Below are 18,358 nucleotides of genomic sequence, written 5' to 3'. Positions count from 1 at the left end.
CGATTTGCGACTGAAAATCCCGCTGTCTATACTGTTGTGGCGATTGCCGCGGGGTGGGCCGTTCCGATGTTCCGAAGAATTCTTCCGAACATCGACCGCAGGTGTGCGGTAATGAAATGCGGCAGCGTAGTCCCCCTTCTCCTCCCGAGCTGTGTTGACGGCGGGTGGAACACGGCAGGGGAGACGTGTCGGGTAGATGCGGTAGTCTGTTGGATCCAGTCGCGTGACCAGAGTCGGAAGGGGTAGCGAAATGCTGCGGATGCGTCGATCGCTGATCGGGTGTGTCGCGGTGGCCAGTCTGGCGTTTGCGGCCGTGCAGGGTGCGGGGACGCAGGCCGGCGCAGCGGAATCGAAGTTCACCACGGGGTCTTCGGATCCCCTGATTGCCGCCATCAACGAGCAGATCCGGACCGGCTGGACCGACAACGAAGTCAAGCCGAGCGACGTCGCGGACGACATGGAATGGCTCCGCCGGGTCTATCTCGACGTGCTGGGCCACATTCCCCCGGCCAGCAAGGTTGAGGCGTTCGTTCGGGACAAGGATGAAGCCAAGCGGTCGAAGCTGATCGCCGAACTGCTGGCCGACCCCGGCTATGTCCGGAACATGACGACCGTCTGGTCGAACGTCCTCCTCGGGCGGAACACGCCGGACCGGACCGACCGGGCGGCCCTCGAGAAGTTCCTGCGGGAAGGGTTCGCCAAGAACCGGCCCTGGAACGAGATGGTCTTCGACCTGGTCTCGGCGGAAGGGCACTTCACCGAGAACGGCGCGGTCAACTTCATCCTCGCCCAGCTCACCGGCAATCCGAACAACGAAGAGTACGCGGTCGAGGCGACCGCCCGGCTGACGCGGATTTTCCTGGGAATGCAGGTCCAGTGCACGCAGTGCCACAACCACCCGTTCAACGAGTGGAAGCAGAACCAGTTCTGGGAGTTCAACAGCTTCCTCCGCCAGGTCCGCCGGGTCGACCACGACAAGTACAACCCGAAGACCGGCCAGATGGATGACGATTACTCGGAGCTGGTGTTCCGGAACTACACCGGCCCGGTGTACTTCGAGAACCGGGCGGGGCTCGTCCAGGTCGCCTACCCGAAGTACATGGACAAGGAAATCGACCCGGGGAGCTCGGAGCGCCGCAAGGAGCTCGCCTCCATGATGACCAAGAACGACTCCACGAAGCAGGTCGCCAAGGCGATGGTGAACCGGATGTGGGGCCACTTCTTCGGCTTCGGCTTCACCAAGCCGGTCGACGACATGGGACCACACAACCCGGCCAGCCATCCGGAGCTGCTGGAGAAGCTGACTGAAGAATTCGTGAAGAGCGGCTACGACGTCAAGAAGCTCTGCGAGTGGATCTGCAACACGGAAGCGTACAACCTGACGAGCCAGTTCAATCCCAAGAATGGCGTGGATGACCCGGCCGGCGGGGAAGTGCCGCTCTTCAGCCACATGTACGTCAAGCCGCTGCAGGTTGAGCAGCTCTACGACTCCCTGATCATCGCCACGAACGCCCACGGGGCGGGCCAGGGGAGCTACGAGGCGGCCCAGGCTCAGCGGGATCGCTGGCTGACCGAGTTCAAGCGGATCTTCGGCGGAGCGGAAGACACCGAGCCGACGCTGTTCAGCGGCACGATTCCCCAGGCCCTCCTGATGATGAACGGCCCGCTCGTGAAGAGCGCGATCAGCACGGAGGACGGGAGCTTCATCGCCGCGACGATGAAGTCGAACCCGAAGAACGAGAACGAGATCATTCGGTCGATGTACATCGCCGCCCTCGGGCGGACGCCGGGCAAGTCCGAAGTGACGGCCCTGCGGAAGACGATGGCCGCCTACGGGAATTACCGGATGGAGTGGCTCCAGGACGTCTACTGGGCACTTCTGAATTCCAACGAATTTGTGACGAACCACTGAGGTGGTTTGCCGGTAATTTCGTGCCGGGGCGTGGTTTGAGACTCGACGGCTGTCATTTTTGGCGGCAGGCGAAGCTCAGCGGTCCAGAAGTCACGAGCCGGGTGAGTGTGAAACACGGCCCCGGCGGCAAGCGAAAGCTTCCGCCGGGCGGTTTTGACAAGGCGATTCGCGTGGACGTCTGACCCATGCGATGGTGAAATTGAGTTGGACACGTGCGGTCGTCGGTCGACAGAAGTCAGTCTCCCAGAATCAGCCTTTCGCTGTATTCGTCTTCAAACAGTCACTCTCCAGAGAACCGGGGATTTTCCAATGCTCCTTCCCAATGGCATGAACCGTCGGCACTTCATGAGTCACCTGGCCATGGGCGGGGCCGTGACGTTGGGGGCCGGTAGCTTCCTGAATCACCTCCAGGCGAACGCCGCCGAAGTCAAGAAGGCCCAGAAGGCCTGCATCCTGATTTGGCTGGGCGGTGGACCGCCGACGATCGACATCTGGGACCTCAAGCCGGGCTCGAAGAACGGCGGTGAGTTCACCCCGGTCTCGACGAAGGGGGACCTCCAGATTTCCGAGCACATGCCGGAAACCGCGAAGGTCATGAGCGACCTGTCGGTCGTCCGCTCGATGAGCACCCGCGAAGCCGACCACGGCCGCGGCTCTTACTTCATGCACACCGCCTACGTGCCGAACCCGACCGTCGTTCACCCGACCTTCGGCTCGGTCGTCAGCTACGAAGTCGGTGCGAAGCAGCGGAAGGAACTCGAAATCCCGGCGTTCGTGTCGATCGGCGGGGGCGGAATGAGCCCCGGCTTCCTCGGCATGTCGCACGCTCCGTTCGTGGTCGACTCCAACGGCCGGATCCAGAACGCCGAAATGGACCAGGCCTCGATGGGCCGGCTCAGCAAGCGGCTCGGCATCCTCGAAGCGGTCGAAGACACGTTCATCAAGTCCGACCGCGGCGACATCGGCCAGGCTCACAAGGACGTCTACTCCAAGGCGGTCAACCTGATGACCTCCGCCCAGATGGACGCCTTCAAGACCGAGAAGGAGCCGGCTGCCGTCCGCGACATGTACGGTCCGGCGACCTCCGCCTTCGGCCGCAGCATGCTGATGGCCCGCCGCCTTGTCGAAGTCGGCGTCCCGTTCGTGGAAGTCAACTTCCCCGGCGGCTGGGACCTCCATCAGGACGTGTTCAACACCCTCAAGAACCAGCGGCTCCCGATCCTCGACAAGGGGATTGCCGGCCTGACGGCCGACCTCAAGCAGCGCGGTCTGCTCGAACACACGACGATCGTCTGTATGGGCGAGTTCGGCCGTACGCCGCGGATCAATGCCAACACCGGCCGCGATCACTGGGCCCAGAGCTGGTCCGTGATGATCGGCGGGGGCGGACTCAAGGGTGGCCGCGCCATCGGTGAGACCGATGCCGACGGGATGCGGATCGTCAGCGAGAGCTACCTCCCCGGCGACATCTGGGCGACGATCGCTCACGCCATGAAGATTCCGCTCGACACGGTCCACACCTCCGGCCGCGGCCGTCCGATGCGGCTCGCCAACGGCGGTACGCCGATCAAGGGACTCATCTCCTAGGCCGACCGATCTCCCTGAAGCGAGAGTCGCTGAAGGGGAGGAGGTCGTCCGACCGCGAATTCTGCGGCATCCCGTGATTCGCGGTGGTGGACATTCGAAGCGGGGAGCCATCAGGCTCCCCGTGTTCGCTTCCACCGGCCGTTTCTCCTGCCTTCGTTCGCCCCGTCCGGACCGTCTCCGGTCCCTGCCGATTCCGGCCATCGCCTTCGCGAAGAACCGTCCGAGTTTCGAGTTTGACGACGCGCGTGGAACCACCGAAACCCGTCGCCGATTCTGGCTCTGCGCCCGCCGCGCCGAGTGAGCAGTTCATTCAGCTGTTCACGAAGTTCCAGCGTCCGCTCTACCTGTTTCTCCTCTCGCAACTGGGGAGCACGCAGGAGGCGGAAGAGGTCCTGCAGAACACGAACGTCGTGCTGCTGACCAAGGCGAGCCAGTTTCAGCTCGGGACGAGTTTTTTCGCCTGGGCCTGCCAGGTGGCCCGGTTCGAAGTCCTGCAGTTTCGCCAGTCCCGCCACCGGGACCGGCTCCGGTTCTCCGAAGACTTCATGGACAAGATCGCCACGGAGTCGGAGGGGCTTTCGGACGAATGGGAACGGAAGCGGCTGGCCCTGGAGGCCTGCATGGCCCGGCTCAAGCCGGAGGACCGGGAGCTGATCCGCCAGCGGTATCAGCCCGGGACTCACGGCAAGGATCTGGCCGATGAGTTAGAGCGGCCGGCCAATTCGGTGTACCAGTCGGTCGGCCGGATCCGACGAACATTACTGGAGTGCATGCGCCGCCGACTGGCGGCTGAGAATTCCCCGTGACCCACGACACCCGCCATCGCCTGCTGCAGCTGCTGGATCTCCTGGTCGACGACCAGGCGACCCCGGAGCAGATTGCGCAGATCGAGGAGCTCGTGCTCGCGGATCGCGACGCCCAGTCGCTCTATTTCGACTATCTCTGCCTGCACGGCAATCTGGCCTGGGACGCCGCTCTCGGCGTCGCGTCCCCCGAACCGGTCCCGGCCGTAGCCCAGACCACCGGCTGGCGCCGTTCGCGGCTCGTCCGGGCCGGTGCTACGGTCGCTTCGGCGGCGGCTGTTCTGCTGGCCGTCCTGCTCGTGCGTCCGGCAGGCGTTCTGGGGCCCGCCCCGGTCGCCGTCGACACGCCGAATCCCAAGACGAACGGCCCCGGCACGCCCGATCCGGCCGGCGATGGTTCGTCCGGCACGGCGAAGGTCATTCCCTCGGTGCCGATGATCCCGCCGATTCACATCGCGGGGGCCAACACGCCGGCAACGACTTCGAATCCGCCTTCGGCGCCGGAGACCGTTTCGCCTCCCGCGACGCCGGCCGTCCGGACCGATGTCGTTTCGGTGGTGGGGCTGATCGATACGCACCTGAACGCCGGCTGGACGCTCTCCGGGGTCACCCCGTCGAAGCGGGCGGACGACGCCGAATGGGTTCGGCGGGTCTATCTCGATATCGCCGGTCACATTCCCGACGTCGCCGCGGTCGACGCCTTCCTGGCCGATCGCCGCGAGGATCGCCGGGAGCGGCTGGTGAACGAATTGCTCGCCGGGAGCGACTTCGCCCGGCACTTCGCCACCCAGTGGACGAACCTGCTGGTGGGGCGGTCGTCGAACAAGCCGGTTGACCGGGTTTCGCTGGCCCGGTTCCTCCGCCGTCAGTTCCATGAGAACCGTCCGTGGTCGGAGACGGTGGGGCAGCTGCTCACCGCCGAGGGGACGGAGCAGGAGAACGGCGCGAGCGCGTTCCTTCTGGCCCATCTCAACAATGAGGCGGTCCCCGCCACGGCGATCACGTCGCGGCTGTTCCTGTGCACGCAGATGCACTGCATGCAGTGCCACAAGCATCCCACGACCGGCGCGTCGCAGGACGAGTTCTGGGGCTTCAACAGTTTCTTCCAGCAGACTTCGGTCGCCGAGCGGGACGAGGTCAATCCGCAGACCGGCCAGCGGCAGAAAGTCCGGGCGCTCGTCAACGACCCCAGCGGCAGTGGTCCGACGTTTTACGAAGACCTGCGCGGGGTGGTCCGGGTCGCCTATCCGAAGCTGGAGAGCCACGAGGTCGATTCCCGTGCCGGGGTGAACCGCCGGCAGGAACTCGCCCGGCTCCTCGCGGACGGCGACCGCCCGCAGCTCGCCCGGGCGATGGTGAACCGGATGTGGAATCACTTCTTCGGCCGCGGCTTCACGACGCCGGTCGATGACATGGGACCGCATACGCCGGTTTCGCACCCGGAGCTTCTCGATGAATTGACCGCCGCCTTCGTGGCGAGCGGGTATGACGTCCAGCAGCTCATCCGCTGGATCTGCACTTCCTCGGCGTATCAGCTGACGAGCGAGTTCGGTACGGACAACCAGGCGGACGAGCCGTCGGAGGGGGTCACGCCTCTCTTCAGCCGGATGTATGTGAAGCCGCTGTCGGCGGAGCAGATGTTCGATTCGCTGCTGGTGGCGACGAACGCGCACCGCAGCGTGTCGTGGAACGAGGTGGAGACGCGGCGGCAGGCGTGGCTGGATCAGTTCTATGCGGCGGTCGACAACGACGAGAATGCCGAGGTCAGCACGTTCGACGGGTCGTTTGCCCAGACGCTGATGATGATGAACGGCGACCTGATCCGGCAGGCGGTCAGCGGTCAGCCGGGGACGTCGCTTTACGAAGTCCTGAACGAGCCGGGGGGCGAGGCGGAGAAGATCCGGCGTCTCTGTCAGACGGCGCTCTCCCGTCAGCCGACGCCGCGGGAGCTGTCGCGGCTGGTCGAGCTGGTGCGGAAGTATCGCAAGGAGGGGCGGCAGCCGGTGGAAGTCGCGTTGAATGAGGGGCTGAGCGACGTGTTGTGGGCGTATCTCAATTCGAGCGAGTTCGCCGTCAATCACTGAGGACGCTCAAACACCGTCCTTGCCGGCACGACTCGATAGCTCAAACCCAACGTGCGACGGCAGCCTGGGGTCAAGGGGGCCTGTGTTGTTTCTTGGCCCCCTTGCCGCCGGAGGCGCTTCCATGAGGAACCGCGGTACACCACGGACGTCCCCTTTGTGGTACCGGCGTTGAGGATTCCTCCACACTACATCGCTGGCTTTGCGATCCCCGCGGGTTGGTGAGGGGGCATACGGCACGGTGTCCGCGCTTGGACACGCTCTCCTTCAGACATCTCTCGACGGCCAGGCCTCCGGCGGGCAAGAGGGCTTCGCCCCCTTGCATCCCCCACCAGGGGCCAGCCCCTGGACCCCGGTATGGTCTTACTTACCGTCGTTGCGATCGCGCTTTTCGGAAGGACCAGACCACGATCCCAGCGACCGCCACTGCCGCCACGGCCGCAAAGATCGCCCCGCAATGCACCGGCTCGGCGATGTGCGCCACACTCCCCGGATCCGTCGTCCCATGCCCCGGATGAGCCCAGAGCGGCCCGGCCGCAGCCAGAAGGAGTGCGACACAGCAGCAGGACCGTCCGAAAACACATCTCATGGCGGCGACTCGCAGGGCAGGAGTTCGTCGGATCATAACGGATACATCGTGGCTCCCCGCCCCTACCCCCGGAAACCAGTCGAAGGGGCTGGAGGAGGGATTCCACCATGCTCTATACTGACATTCTACCGAGTTTCCCTTCCGCGGCGTGACGCGAAACGGTTTCGATCCTCATGGCTGACACCCCCAAGACCCTCGTTGTCGCCTCCATGGCCATCGCCGGAATCGTGGCCGCCGTCGCGGTTCTCGACATCGCGACCGGCATCCCGTTCTCCGGGAAGCACACGATGGTCATGGACATCCTGTTCATCATCTCCGCCCTGATCGTGATCTACCTCGGCTGGGACACCCGCCGCGAGATGCGGTAAGCCCTCGGCCGCCGATTCAGGCGACGCCTCCGATCCGGCCTTGTTCCAGCCACCCGACGCGCGGGCTCACGTTGCGTCGGCTGCTTTCCGCCGACTCCCAGGGACCGTGGCCGCGCTCTCCGATTCGTACGGGAAGGCGGACACCCCGCACCTGAACCCTCAGGCGAGTCCAGCGACACGCACGCTTACCGCGTCGGATGCGGAAGGGCTGGTGGAGGCGAAGGGGGAGTCGGAGCCGCGGCGGTCGTTGTGGCCGGCGGTGCGGGGCGGAGCGAGAGGAAGACCCACATCGCCACGCCGGCTCCAAAGATCCCCAGCGAATACACCTGCGAGATCGTCAGCGGCGTTCCGAAGACCCCCGGCGAGTCGCCTCGCAGGAACTCCATCAGGAAGCGGGACGTGGCGTACATCAGGCACGCCAGGATGAACACCTCGCCGACGCGCCGCCGACGCCAGAAGAACCAGCTCAGGACAGCCGCTTCGAAGAAGCCGTCGAGGGCACTGTAGATCTGCGTCGGATGGAGCGGCATCGTTGCGACAGCATTGGACGGGAGGACGCCATCAGCCACAAGCGCCTTAAACGGCAGTGTGTTTGGAGCGAAGCAGATCCCCCATGGCATCGACGTGGGGTCGCCGTAGCAGCAACCGTTCAGCAGACAGCCGATGCGGCCGAAGCCGACGCCGACAAAGACCGATGGAATGACGAGATCGGCGACATCGAGAAATGAGATCTGCCGAGAACGGCTGAACGCAAACATCGCCGCGGTCCCGCCCACCAGAGCCCCGATCAGAACGAGTCCGCCGGCGGTGAGATTGATCGCTGCGAACAGGGCCTCCGCGAGCCCCATGCCGGGCATGAAGACCTGGTTGCGGAACTGGACGAGATAGGCGATCCGCCCTCCGAGAACGCCGCCAACGACGATCCAGAGGGCGAGGTCCATGACCAGTTCTGGATCCTTGCCCGACTTGAGCGCACGCCGGCGCGTGAGCCAGAGGGCCGAGAGAACGCCGATCAGAACGCTGACGCCATAGCCGAAGAGGGGGAACGAGCGCGGGAGCAGATGCATCCCCAGCACGGAGTGGACCGTCAGGAGGCCCACCACGATCCCGGCGAAGACGAGCGGCGGACGGTCCTCCTCCGGAACCCGGCCGTACCGGAGCCGCGCGAACGCGAGATAGGCCAGAGCGAAGACAGACACCACGACCGCCAGACCGGGCCCTGACAGCCCCTGCGCCGGATCGTGTTTCCAGATCGCCCAGGGGGAATCGAGGAAAAAGAGGAGGAGGACTGGACGCATCGGCAGATCCCTTCACCGGCAAACGGGCGTCTCGAGACGGACTCCACGCACCTTCTTGTGAGGGCGCGAGTCTCTCCGCATTCGCTCGAGCTCGCGGGAGCGGCCTCCGCCACTCCCCGGCATCAGGATACGTTGCCGCGGCAAAAAGAGTCGACCCCGCCTTGCTCCGCCGCCTGTCGGCGGACTCGAAAACGCGGGGAATCCGTGGATCAAACCCGGCTGCGGACGTTGATCTCGCGGAGGCGGTCGCGGGCTCGCTTGAGGGTCGGGCCGATCGAGTTCTCGGCGATCCCCAGCTCCTCGCTGATCTGCCGGTAGCTGCGGCCTTCGAGGTGGTACTTCCGGATGATCTCGGAGTCGCTGGGACCCAGGACCCCCATCAGCAGCTTCACTTCGTCGGAGTTCTCGATCCGCTGGACTTCGGAAATGTTCCCGGCGGCGTCCATCGCGTTGTTGTGCGCGGCGACGTGCCCGAGCGCCTCGGCCTGCTTCCGCTGGATCAGCTCCCGGACGACGACTCGGCGGGCGATGACGACAAGATAGGTCGAGAGCGACGCTTTCCCGCGGAAATGCCGCAGGACGGCGAAGTCGTTCTGGAGCAGCATCAGCATGATCTCGGAACAGAGATCGTCGACGTCGTCAGACGTCAGCGCCACGCTGCGGGCGCTCGCCGTGTGCTTGATGACATGGAGAAACAGGCCCAGGAAGCGGTCGATGAAGGCCTCCCAGCCTCCGGGAGCCCGACTGATGCACTGCTTCAATAAACGGCGGTCGACGTCTGTAAAGGCCACGACACGTCCCTTCGCTCAACCCGGGTCATTCCGGCGGTCAGGCACTGCTGCCTGCACTTCTGGCCCAGCACAGTTCGTGCCGTGCGGTTCATGATCGACGTCCGTGCGGGTATCTCTTCCCTTCTCAATGGTAAGCGGGACCGGAATCCGGGACAAGATTTTCTTTGGCCGGCGAAGCCGGGCAGCCACAGAACCGCCGTCAGCCCTGCGGGTTAGGTCGACCCTTCCGCGGCGGCGAGCGGCTGCGGCCTGGCCACAGACAGCCTGCGGCGGATGATCGCCGTAAAGTCGTCCCAGAGCGAATACGCCACGGGAGTGACCAGCAAAGTCAAAAGCAGGGAGAGCGCCTGTCCACCAATGATGACTTTGGCCATGCTGGCCCGCGATCCGGCGCCCGGCCCCTGGCCGAGGGCAATCGGGACCATTGCTGCGATCAGCATCAGGGTGGTCATCAAGATAGGACGGAGGCGGGTCTTGTTGGCCTCCATGATTGCTGCGTCCCGCTCCATCCCCCGGCCCCGGAGGACGTTCGTGTAATCGATCTGAAGGATGCCGTTCTTCTTCACGATGCCAAACAACATGAACAGTCCGAAGATCGCGTAGACGTCGAGGTTCGTCCGCAGGAGCCACAGCGAGAGGAAGGCGAACGGCAGCGTCAGCGGCAGGGCCAGCATGATCGTGATCGGGTGGACCAGGCTCTCGAACTGGGCCGCGAGGACCATGTACATGAACAGGAAGCTGAGCAGGAACGCGACCAGGAAGTTCGAGTTCGATTCCCGCAGGAGCTTCGCCCGGCCAATGAACTCGTGGTGGTAGCCGGTCGGCAGGTTGAGCGTCCGGACGAACCGGTCGAGCTCCTCGATCCCTTCGCCGAGGGCGATCCCCTTCAGGTTCCCGATCACGACGAGCTGCCGCATCCGCCCGTAGCGGTTGATCGTCGTCGGTCCCAGGGCGGGTTCGAGCTTCGCCACGTTCGAGAGCCGGACGAGACCGACCTTCTCCGACGGGATCGTCATCGTGTCGACGCTCGTCGGGTCGTCACGGAAGTTCTTTTCGGCCCGGAGCCAGACGTCGTACTGCTCGTCCGCCTCCTTGTACTTGCTGACCGGCTCCCCGCCGACCAGGATCCCGAGCGTCGAGGCGATCGTCCGCACCGGGATGCTGAGGTCCGAGGCCCGCTCGCGGTCGATCTGGACCCGCAGTTCCGGCTTGCTGATCGAGAGGCTGGTGTCGATGTCGACGTAGTGCCCGCTCTTCCGCATGTAGTCCATGATCTTGTCCGCGTACGACTGCAGGACATCGAAGTCGGGGCCCACCAGGTTGAGGTCGATGTCGACCTGTCGGAACCCGGTCGCCTGGATGGCGGAGACTTCCTGGACGGCGGAGCGGAGGTCGGGATAGTCCCGCATCAGGAGGCGGGCGTCGTTCATGACGTCGAACTGGGAGTAGTCCCGCTCCTTGAGGTCGACGAGCCGGCAGTAGATGTTGGCCTGCGTCACGTCCCCCTGGCCCTTCGCCACGCGGCCGGTCGTGTCGCCGATGATCGTGAAGACGTGCGTCACGCCGCGGAGCTTCTTGAGCCGCTCCTCGATCTCCTTCAGGACCTTGTCGCCCCGCTCAAGGGTGTAGCCCTCGGGGAGGGTCATGGCGATTTCCATCTCGCTCTGGTCGTCCTTCGGCACGAAGTCCTTCCCGATCATCCCGAAGATGACCGGCGTCGAGAGGAGCGTCAGGACCGTCGCCAGGATGATGACCCAGCGGTGGCGCAGCGAGAACCGGAGGATGGCGAGGTAGCTGCCGTCGATGATCCGGGTGAAGAACCCCTCCTTGCTCGTCTTGTGTCCCTTCTCGAGGACCAGGAACCGCGAGCAGAGCATGGGGGTCATGGTGAACGAGACGAACATGCTTGCCATGATGGCGAAGCCGACCGTGAACCCGAACGAGTTGAAGAACCGGCCGACGCGGCCTTCCATGAAGGCGACCGGGATGAAGATCACGAGCAGCGAAATCGTGGTGGCGACGACGGCGCCGGCGATCTCGGCGGTCGCGCTGTTCGACGCCTCCATGGCGTCCTTTCCCTCTTCCTCCATGTGGCGGAAGATGTTCTCGTGCACGACGACGGCATCGTCGATCACGATCCCGATCGCCAGGATCAGGCCCAGCATCGTGATGTTATTGAGCGTGAAGCCCATGTAGTACATGCAGGCGAAGGTCGGGACCATCGAAGTCGGGATCGCCAGCGTGGCGATGATCGTGGTCCGCCAGTCGCGGATGAACAGCAGGATCGTCAGGCTGACGAGGACCGCCGCCAGCAGCAGGTGGAACTGGACTTCTTCGATCGACGCCTCGATGAACCGGGACTGGTCGCGGATGACGACCGTCTGGATGTCGGCGGGGAGCGTGTCGCGGATGCTGGCCAGGCGGGCCTTGACCGCGTGGACCACCTCGACGGTGTTCTTGCCCGACTGCTTCTGGATGATGAGGCTCACGGCGTTGTCGCCGTCGAGGCGGCTCAGGCCGCGGGGCTCCTCGAAGGAGTCTTCCACCCGGCCGATGTCCTTGACCCGAACCGGGAAGCCCCCCCGGTCGGCGATGATCAGCTCATCGAAGTCCGCCGACTTGTCGAGCCGTCCCATCGTCCGCAGCACGAGCTCCTTCGAGCCCTGGTCGACGCGGCCGCCGGGGAGTTCGAGGTTCTGGCGGATCAGCGCCTGGCGGACATCGTCGGCCGAGAGGCGGAAGCCGACGAGCTTGTCGGTATCGATATAGATGTTGATCGCCCGCTTGAGTCCCCCCACGAGCGTCACGGCACCAACGCCGCCGACCGTCTCCAGGTTCTCTTTGATCTGCTTGCGGGCGATCTCGGTCACTTCGCGGAAGTTCCGCTTCCCGGAAATCGCGAGCGTCATCACGGGGGACGCGTCGAGATCGAACTTGTCGATCAGCGGCGGATCGGTCCCGACCGGGAGCTGGCTCAGGATCGACGAGACCTTGTCCCGGACTTCCTGGGCGGCGATGTCGCCGTCTTTGAACAGGTCGAACTGGATGATGACCTGGGAGAACCCTTCCTTCGTCGCGGAACGGAGCTCGTCGATCCCGGAGATCGTGTTGACCGTCTCCTCGATGAGCTTCGTTACCGAGGTCTCCATCTCCTCGACGCCGGCCCCCTTGAGGGTCGTGGTGACGACCGTCGTTGGGAGGTCGACGTTCGGAAACAGGTCGACCCCCAGCCGCGGGTAGGCGGCGAGCCCCATCACGACCGGCGCGCTGACCAGCATGAGGGTGAAGATCGGACGCTGGATGCAGAGTTCCCAGATACGCATTTGGGGGGAGGCCTGGGGCCCGGGGCGAGAGCCCAGGGCCAGAACGGGGAGTCTGGATCAGGATCGGCGGCGGCCACGAGTGGCGGCCCAGCCAGATGACAGCATCAGTGTCTGGCGGCGGTCACGGCTGGCTTCGGGTCCGCCGGGAGAGTCGGCTTGTCGTCCAGGCTTTCGCGAATCCGGACGGACGTCCCGTTCGAGAGCTTCGAGTGGCCGCTCGTGACGACGGAATCGCCGGCCGAGAGACCGCCGATCACCTCCACCCAGCCGGGGCCGCGGCCGCCGAGGCGGACGACGACTTCTTCCGCCGCGTCGTTCACCACGCGGAAGACCTTCGTCACCCCGGCGAACTGGACGATGGCGTCGAGCGGGACGGCGAGGGCGTGGGCGTTTTCATCGAGGACTGCTTCCGCCTTGGCGAAACCGCCGCACATCAGCTTGTGTTCCGGGTTCGCAACGAGTGCTTCCGCCAGGAACGTCCGGCTCTCCTGATGGATCGTCGGCTCGATCCGCGAGACCCGCGCGGGGAAAACCCGGTCCGGCCACGCTTCGACCCGGATCTCCACCATCTGTCCAAGGCGGACCTGCGAGAGGTACCGCTCGGGGATCGCGGTCCGGAATTTGAGGATGTTGTCGATGACGAGTTCGAAGACCGGTGTCGACGGGAAGGCCCGGACCATCTCGCTCACCGAGACCATCCGTTTGGCGACGACATACTGGACGGCGGCCTCGCCGAACTCCTTACCTGGAGAAAACCTGGGTGCCGTCAGGCTCGTCTCGGCGAGCTTCTGCCGCGCCGTGGCGAGCTGCGCCTGTCGGTGGCGGACGCCGGCCAGGGCGGTCTGGGCGTCGAGGCGGGTCTGCTTCAGCGTGGCGTCGGCCACGTCGAGCTCCGACTGCGCCTGCTCGTGGCTGTCCTCCGAGGCGGCGTTAGAGCGGAAGAGCGTGTTGATCCGGTCAGCCCGCCGCTTGGCGTTCTCCATCACGAGCCGGGCCCGGGTGACACTGGGGAGTTTCTCGATGTCGAACGACTCGTTCGGGACCTGGGCGGTTCCGAGCCGGGCCAGTTCCGTCTCCAGTCCCCGCTCGGCTTCATCGACCGCCAGCCGGTAATCGACGGAATCGAGTTCCAGCATGACGGTCCCGGGATCCACCCGGTCTCCCACGTCGAACAGGATCGACGCGACCCGGCCCTCGACCTTGGGGGTCATGGTGAACTCTTCGAACCCGCTGAGCGTGCCGACGACTGAAGCCCGCCGCTCGACCTTGCGGGACTCGACGGGGGCGGTCGTGACGACGATCGGATCCGGTTTGGCGTCGGCCTTCGTGTCGGCGACCGCCTCTCCCTTCTGGCATCCGGAGAGGCAGAGCGGACCGGCGAGAGTCATGAGCAGGAGAGAGGCCGCGGCGAGGCGGGGAAGGAGCTTGGTCATGTGCGGACTCCCGGCTCGAGGATGCCGTGGAAGGTGAGGTCGAGGATGTCCTGGCACTGGTCTTCGACCGCGTGCGTTCGACCTCGGAAGTAGTTCGTGAACATGGTGCCGTAGAGCAGTTGGGAAATGGTGGCCATCATGCGGTCGACGGGAATGTCGCGGATGACCTTGTCCGCGATGAGTTGAAGGACGAGTTGCCGCCAGCCCTGCGAGTGGGCTTCCTGGTGGATGAAGTAGGTCGCCTGGGGGCGGTCGCGGAAGTGGGCCCGTTCCTGGACGAAGAGTTCGACGATCTCGGGGTGCCGGTCGAAGAACCCGAGGTACGCCCGGATGGCGAGTTCGATCGCCTGGAGCGGGGTTTCGGCCTGGGCGGCGGCGGTTTCGGTCGCTTCGCGGAGTTGGTGCAGGCCGTGTTCGACGGCGGCGAAGAACAGGGTTTCTTTGCTGGGGAAGTAGCGGTAGATGGTCCCTTTGCCGACGCCGACCCGGTCCGCGAGGACCTGCAGGTCCGCGTCGGCGTAGCCGAATTCGGCGAAGAACCGGACCGCTCCTTCGAGGATTTCGGAGGAGCGGCGGGCGCTGAGGTCTTCGTCCCGGGGGCGTCCTGGCCCTCGGACCGATGTCGGCTGTGTTTCCATGAACCCGCGGAAGAGATTACCGGACGGACGCGTCCGTCAATTATTTCTGGGGAGGGAAAGTGGACGCAAGAGAAGTTTGTGCGCTTCCCGATTCTGAGGGGCGGTGCATAGCTCGCTTGCCGGCACGACGATGTTCGCTCAAACCCGTCGTGCCACGGCCACTGGGGTCAAGGGGGCAACCCCTTGCCGCCGGAGGCGCTTCCATGAGGAACCGTGGTCAGCAACGGATGTCCCCTTTGTGCTCCCCGCGGGTTGGTGAGGGGGCATACGGCATGGTGTCCGCGCTTGGACACTTGCTCCTTCAGACAGCTCTCGACGAGAGGGCCTCCGGCGGGCAAAGGGGCGTTGCCCCTCTGCACTCCCCACCAGGGTGCCCTTGGACCCCGGTTGGGTTGGTACTAGGCGCAAAAAAACACCGCGTGATGTTCATCACGCGGTGTCGTTGTCACTCACTTGTCGAGTTCGACTCTAGTTCGAGCCCGACTCCGTCTCGTCCGACGACGCACCCGCCGTCGCCAACTCCGGAGCCGCGTCCACACCCAGGGAGTCGTCCACCGCCCCCTCAAAGTCGAACTGCTTCTCCGTCCCGACTTCCCGCACCTTCACCGTGATCAGGTTCTTCCCCTGGAACACGCCGCGGAGCAGTTCTTCCGAGAGCGGATCCTCAACATACATCTCAATCGACCGGCGGAGCGGACGAGCCCCGTAATCGACATTGTCCCGCTCGCCATCGGCGTGCGTCTTGTCGATCACAAGCTGCTTCGCCTCGTCGGACAGACGCAGCGTCAGGCCCCGCTCCTTGAGACGGTTGCGGACCTTCGACAGCTCGATGTCCACGACCTGCCGCATGTTCTCGTCGGTCAGCTTCTGGAAGACGACGATCTCGTCCAGACGGCCGATGAACTCGGGCTTGAACACCCGGCTGATCTCCGCCATGACGTTCGTCTTCATCTTGTCGTGCTCCTGGACCTCGTTGGCGACGGTCCGGAACCCGAACGGGCTGCTGGCGATCGACTTCGCCCCGACGTTCGTCGTCATGATCAGGATCACGTTCTTGAAGTCGACCTTCCGACCGAACGAGTCGGTCAGCCGGCCTTCTTCCATGATCTGCAGAAGCATGTTGTAGACGTCCGGGTGCGCCTTCTCGATTTCGTCGAGGAGGACGACCGCGTACGGCCGGCGACGGATCTTCTCCGTGAGCTGACCACCCTCTTCGTAACCGACATATCCCGGCGGGGCACCGATGAGGCGGCTCACGTTGTGCCGCTCCTGGTACTCGCTCATATCGATCTGGATGAGGGCCTCTTCGTCACCGAACATGAACTCGGCGAGCGTCTTGGCAAGCAGCGTCTTTCCAACCCCGGTCGGACCGGAGAACAGGAAGGCCGCCATCGGCCGCTTGGGGTCCTTGAGGCCGGCACGGGCCCGGCGGACCGCCTTGCAGACGACCTTGATCGCCTGATCCTGGCTCACGACCCGCTTGTGCAGCTCCTTCTCCATCTCGAGCAGACGGACGGTGTCCTCGCTCGACATGCGCGTCAGGGGCACGCCGGTCATCTTGGCGACGACTTCCGCGATGACCTCGGCGTCGACGACGCCATCGGTCTCCTTGGACTTCTGCCGCCATTCGCGGTTGATGTTTTCCTTCTTCTTCTTGAGCTTGTCGGCCGAGTCGCGGAGCGAGGCCGCCTTTTCGAAGTCCTGGCTGGCGACCGCCTCTTCCTTCTGGGCGTTGAGGCGCTCGATCTCTTCTTCCAGGTCCTTCAGATCCGGCGGACGGACCATCGACTTCAGACGGATGCGGGCACCCGCTTCGTCGATGACGTCGATCGCCTTGTCCGGCAGGCAGCGGCCGGTGATGTACCGGTTCGACAGCTCGACCGCCTTCTCGAGGGCGTCGTCCGTGTACTGGACACGGTGGTGGCTCTCGTAACGGTCCTTAAGGCCTTTCAGGATCTCGACCGCCTGGTCCTTGCCCGGCGGGTCGACCATGACCGACTGGAAGCGGCGTTCGAGGGCGGCGTCCTTCTCGATGTACTTGCGGTACTCGTCGAGGGTCGTCGCACCGATGCACTGCATCTCGCCGCGGGAGAGAGCCGGCTTGAGGACGTTCGAGGCGTCGATCGCCCCTTCCGCTCCCCCGGCCCCGACAAGCGTGTGGAGCTCGTCGATGAACAGGATGATGTTCTTCGCCCGGCGGACTTCGTTCATGACCGCCTTGATCCGCTCCTCGAACTGGCCGCGGTACTTCGTGCCGGCGACCATCATGGCGAGGTCGAGGACGACGATCCGGCGGTCGCGGAGGATCTCGGGCACGTTCCCTTCGACGACCATCTGGGCGAACCCTTCGACGATCGCCGTCTTACCGACGCCTGCTTCACCGAGGAGAACCGGGTTGTTCTTCTGGCGGCGGCAGAGGATCTGGATGACGCGCTCGATCTCGTTCGTCCGGCCGATGACCGGGTCGAGCTTGGAGCCGCGGGCGAGTTCCGTCAGGTCGCGGCCGAAGCTGTCGAGAGCGGGGGTCTTGCTCTTGTTGGCTTTCCCCTGCTGGGCGGCGCCGCCCCGCTCCTGCGTTTCGGACTGTTCGATGCCGTGGCCGAGCAGGTTGAGGACTTCCTCGCGGACGTCTTCCAGCTTGAGGCCGAGGTTCATCAGGACCTGGGCGGCGACCCCTTCCTGTTCGCGGAGGAGGCCGAGGAGGAGGTGCTCGGTCCCGACGTAGTTGTGGTTGAGGTTCCGGGCCTCTTCCATCGCGTACTCGATGACCTTCTTGGCCCGCGGCGTCTGCGGCAGCTTGCCGATGGCCAGGATGTCCGGTCCGGACTGGACGATCTTTTCGACTTCGAGACGGATCTTGCGGAGATCGACGTCGAGGTTCTTGAGGACGTTCGCAGCGACCCCCGAGCCTTCTTTCACCAGGCCCAGGAGGATGTGTTCAGTTCCGATGTATTCGTGGTTGAACCGCTGCGCTTCCTGGTTGGCCAGCTGCATGACCTTTCTGGCACGGTCAGTAAAGCGTTCGTACATTCGTTATTCCCCTGGTTCAACTTCCTGCCGGACAAACACTTGCGATTGAGATCCCTTCGGCAAGCGTCAGGTCAAACTCTGAACATCCGGCAACCGGCGAAATTCTAGGCCGCGTTCTGGAAAGCGTCTAGAACGGGGTGGACGCAATCGGGATTCACGTATTCCGGTAGTACCGGTGGGGCAGGGGGTGGCGACTGTCAGCTTGGCCGGGGGAGTCGACGGATTGGACAGGATCGCCCCCTGGCGAAGACTCACGACGCGGGCTGGCCGGCGCAGTGATGCTTGGCTCACATCGTGCGACGGCCACTGGGATCAAGGGGCCAACGACAATCCAGACCTCTTGCCGCCGGAGGCCCCTCCCGGCTGAACCGTGGATGATCACGGGTGTTCCTTCGGGCGGCAGCGGCCAGGAGCGATAGTCGGTGTGCATATCCCGAGAGTCAGTGATAACTGCCAAGGGGAGGATCAAGGGAACCTCGCTTTTCGAGGTAAAGACCTCGGGAGG

The 18,358-nt window shown here is 64.6% G+C and carries 11 protein-coding genes; 5 read left to right on the top strand and 6 right to left on the bottom strand.

Annotated features, from left to right (window positions below; genetic code table 11):
- Nucleotides 1-259 precede the first annotated feature (259 nt).
- From VT03_RS06490 to VT03_RS06470, 5 genes are all read left to right on the top strand, one after another.
- Nucleotides 260-1,912, top strand: a complete 1,653-nt coding sequence (locus VT03_RS06490) for a DUF1549 domain-containing protein (RefSeq protein ID WP_231870608.1) — start codon at nt 260-262, stop codon at nt 1,910-1,912.
- 309 nt (nt 1,913-2,221) lie between these two features.
- Nucleotides 2,222-3,499 carry a DUF1501 domain-containing protein gene (locus VT03_RS06485; protein WP_075092241.1) on the top strand — a complete coding sequence of 426 codons (1,278 nt, stop codon included), beginning with the start codon at nt 2,222-2,224 and terminating at the stop codon, nt 3,497-3,499.
- 245 nt (nt 3,500-3,744) lie between these two features.
- Nucleotides 3,745-4,305, top strand: a complete 561-nt coding sequence (locus VT03_RS06480; RefSeq protein WP_075096960.1) for a sigma-70 family RNA polymerase sigma factor — start codon at nt 3,745-3,747, stop codon at nt 4,303-4,305.
- Entirely contained in the window at nt 4,302-6,386 is a 2,085-nt protein-coding gene (locus tag VT03_RS06475) for a DUF1553 domain-containing protein (protein WP_075092240.1), read from the top strand. Before VT03_RS06480 ends, VT03_RS06475 begins: the two co-directional genes overlap by 4 nt.
- Before the next feature lie 759 nt (nt 6,387-7,145).
- Complete coding sequence (locus VT03_RS06470; RefSeq protein ID WP_075092239.1) at nt 7,146-7,340, top strand: hypothetical protein; 195 nt, start codon at nt 7,146-7,148, stop codon at nt 7,338-7,340.
- 185 nt (nt 7,341-7,525) lie between these two features.
- Here VT03_RS06470 and VT03_RS06465 read toward each other — a convergent pair whose 3' ends face one another.
- The 6 genes from VT03_RS06465 to VT03_RS06440 form a co-directional block, all read right to left on the bottom strand.
- Nucleotides 7,526-8,638, bottom strand: coding sequence for a prolipoprotein diacylglyceryl transferase (locus VT03_RS06465; RefSeq protein WP_075092238.1), 1,113 nt, complete (start codon nt 8,636-8,638; stop codon nt 7,526-7,528).
- A 209-nt stretch (nt 8,639-8,847) separates the two neighbouring features.
- Nucleotides 8,848-9,429 (bottom strand): RNA polymerase sigma factor, encoded by a 582-nt coding sequence (locus VT03_RS06460; protein WP_075092237.1) that lies wholly within the window; start codon nt 9,427-9,429, stop codon nt 8,848-8,850.
- A 212-nt stretch (nt 9,430-9,641) separates the two neighbouring features.
- Nucleotides 9,642-12,752, bottom strand: coding sequence for an efflux RND transporter permease subunit (locus VT03_RS06455; protein ID WP_075092236.1), 3,111 nt, complete (start codon nt 12,750-12,752; stop codon nt 9,642-9,644).
- A gap of 104 nt (nt 12,753-12,856) precedes the next feature.
- The gene (locus VT03_RS06450) at nt 12,857-14,185 is read right to left on the bottom strand and encodes an efflux RND transporter periplasmic adaptor subunit (RefSeq protein ID WP_075092235.1); all 1,329 of its coding nucleotides are present in this window, start codon (nt 14,183-14,185) and stop codon (nt 12,857-12,859) included.
- The gene (locus VT03_RS06445; RefSeq protein ID WP_075092234.1) at nt 14,182-14,823 is read right to left on the bottom strand and encodes a TetR/AcrR family transcriptional regulator; all 642 of its coding nucleotides are present in this window, start codon (nt 14,821-14,823) and stop codon (nt 14,182-14,184) included. Before VT03_RS06445 ends, VT03_RS06450 begins: the two co-directional genes overlap by 4 nt.
- A 468-nt stretch (nt 14,824-15,291) precedes the next feature.
- Nucleotides 15,292-17,853, bottom strand: coding sequence for an ATP-dependent Clp protease ATP-binding subunit (locus VT03_RS06440; protein ID WP_075092233.1), 2,562 nt, complete (start codon nt 17,851-17,853; stop codon nt 15,292-15,294).
- Between the last annotated feature and the right edge of the window lie 505 nt (nt 17,854-18,358).

Source organism: Planctomyces sp. SH-PL14 (assembly GCF_001610835.1).
Lineage (GTDB): Bacteria > Planctomycetota > Planctomycetia > Planctomycetales > Planctomycetaceae > Planctomyces_A.
Note: the sequence above shows the minus strand (reverse complement) of the source record. Positions and strands in the feature narration are given on the sequence as shown.

Excerpts from the sequence above, each read along its gene's own strand:
- VT03_RS06490 (WP_231870608.1), top strand. The coding sequence starts at position 260 with ATGCGTCGATCGCTGATCGGGTGTGTCGCGGTGGCCAGTCTGGCGTTT.
- VT03_RS06485 (WP_075092241.1), top strand. The coding sequence starts at position 2,222 with ATGCTCCTTCCCAATGGCATGAACCGTCGGCACTTCATGAGTCACCTG.
- VT03_RS06470 (WP_075092239.1), top strand. The coding sequence starts at position 7,146 with ATGGCTGACACCCCCAAGACCCTCGTTGTCGCCTCCATGGCCATCGCC.
- VT03_RS06465 (WP_075092238.1), bottom strand. The coding sequence starts at position 8,638 with ATGCGTCCAGTCCTCCTCCTCTTTTTCCTCGATTCCCCCTGGGCGATC.
- VT03_RS06455 (WP_075092236.1), bottom strand. The coding sequence starts at position 12,752 with ATGCGTATCTGGGAACTCTGCATCCAGCGTCCGATCTTCACCCTCATG.
- VT03_RS06450 (WP_075092235.1), bottom strand. The coding sequence starts at position 14,185 with ATGACCAAGCTCCTTCCCCGCCTCGCCGCGGCCTCTCTCCTGCTCATG.
- VT03_RS06445 (WP_075092234.1), bottom strand. The coding sequence starts at position 14,823 with ATGGAAACACAGCCGACATCGGTCCGAGGGCCAGGACGCCCCCGGGAC.
- VT03_RS06440 (WP_075092233.1), bottom strand. The coding sequence starts at position 17,853 with ATGTACGAACGCTTTACTGACCGTGCCAGAAAGGTCATGCAGCTGGCC.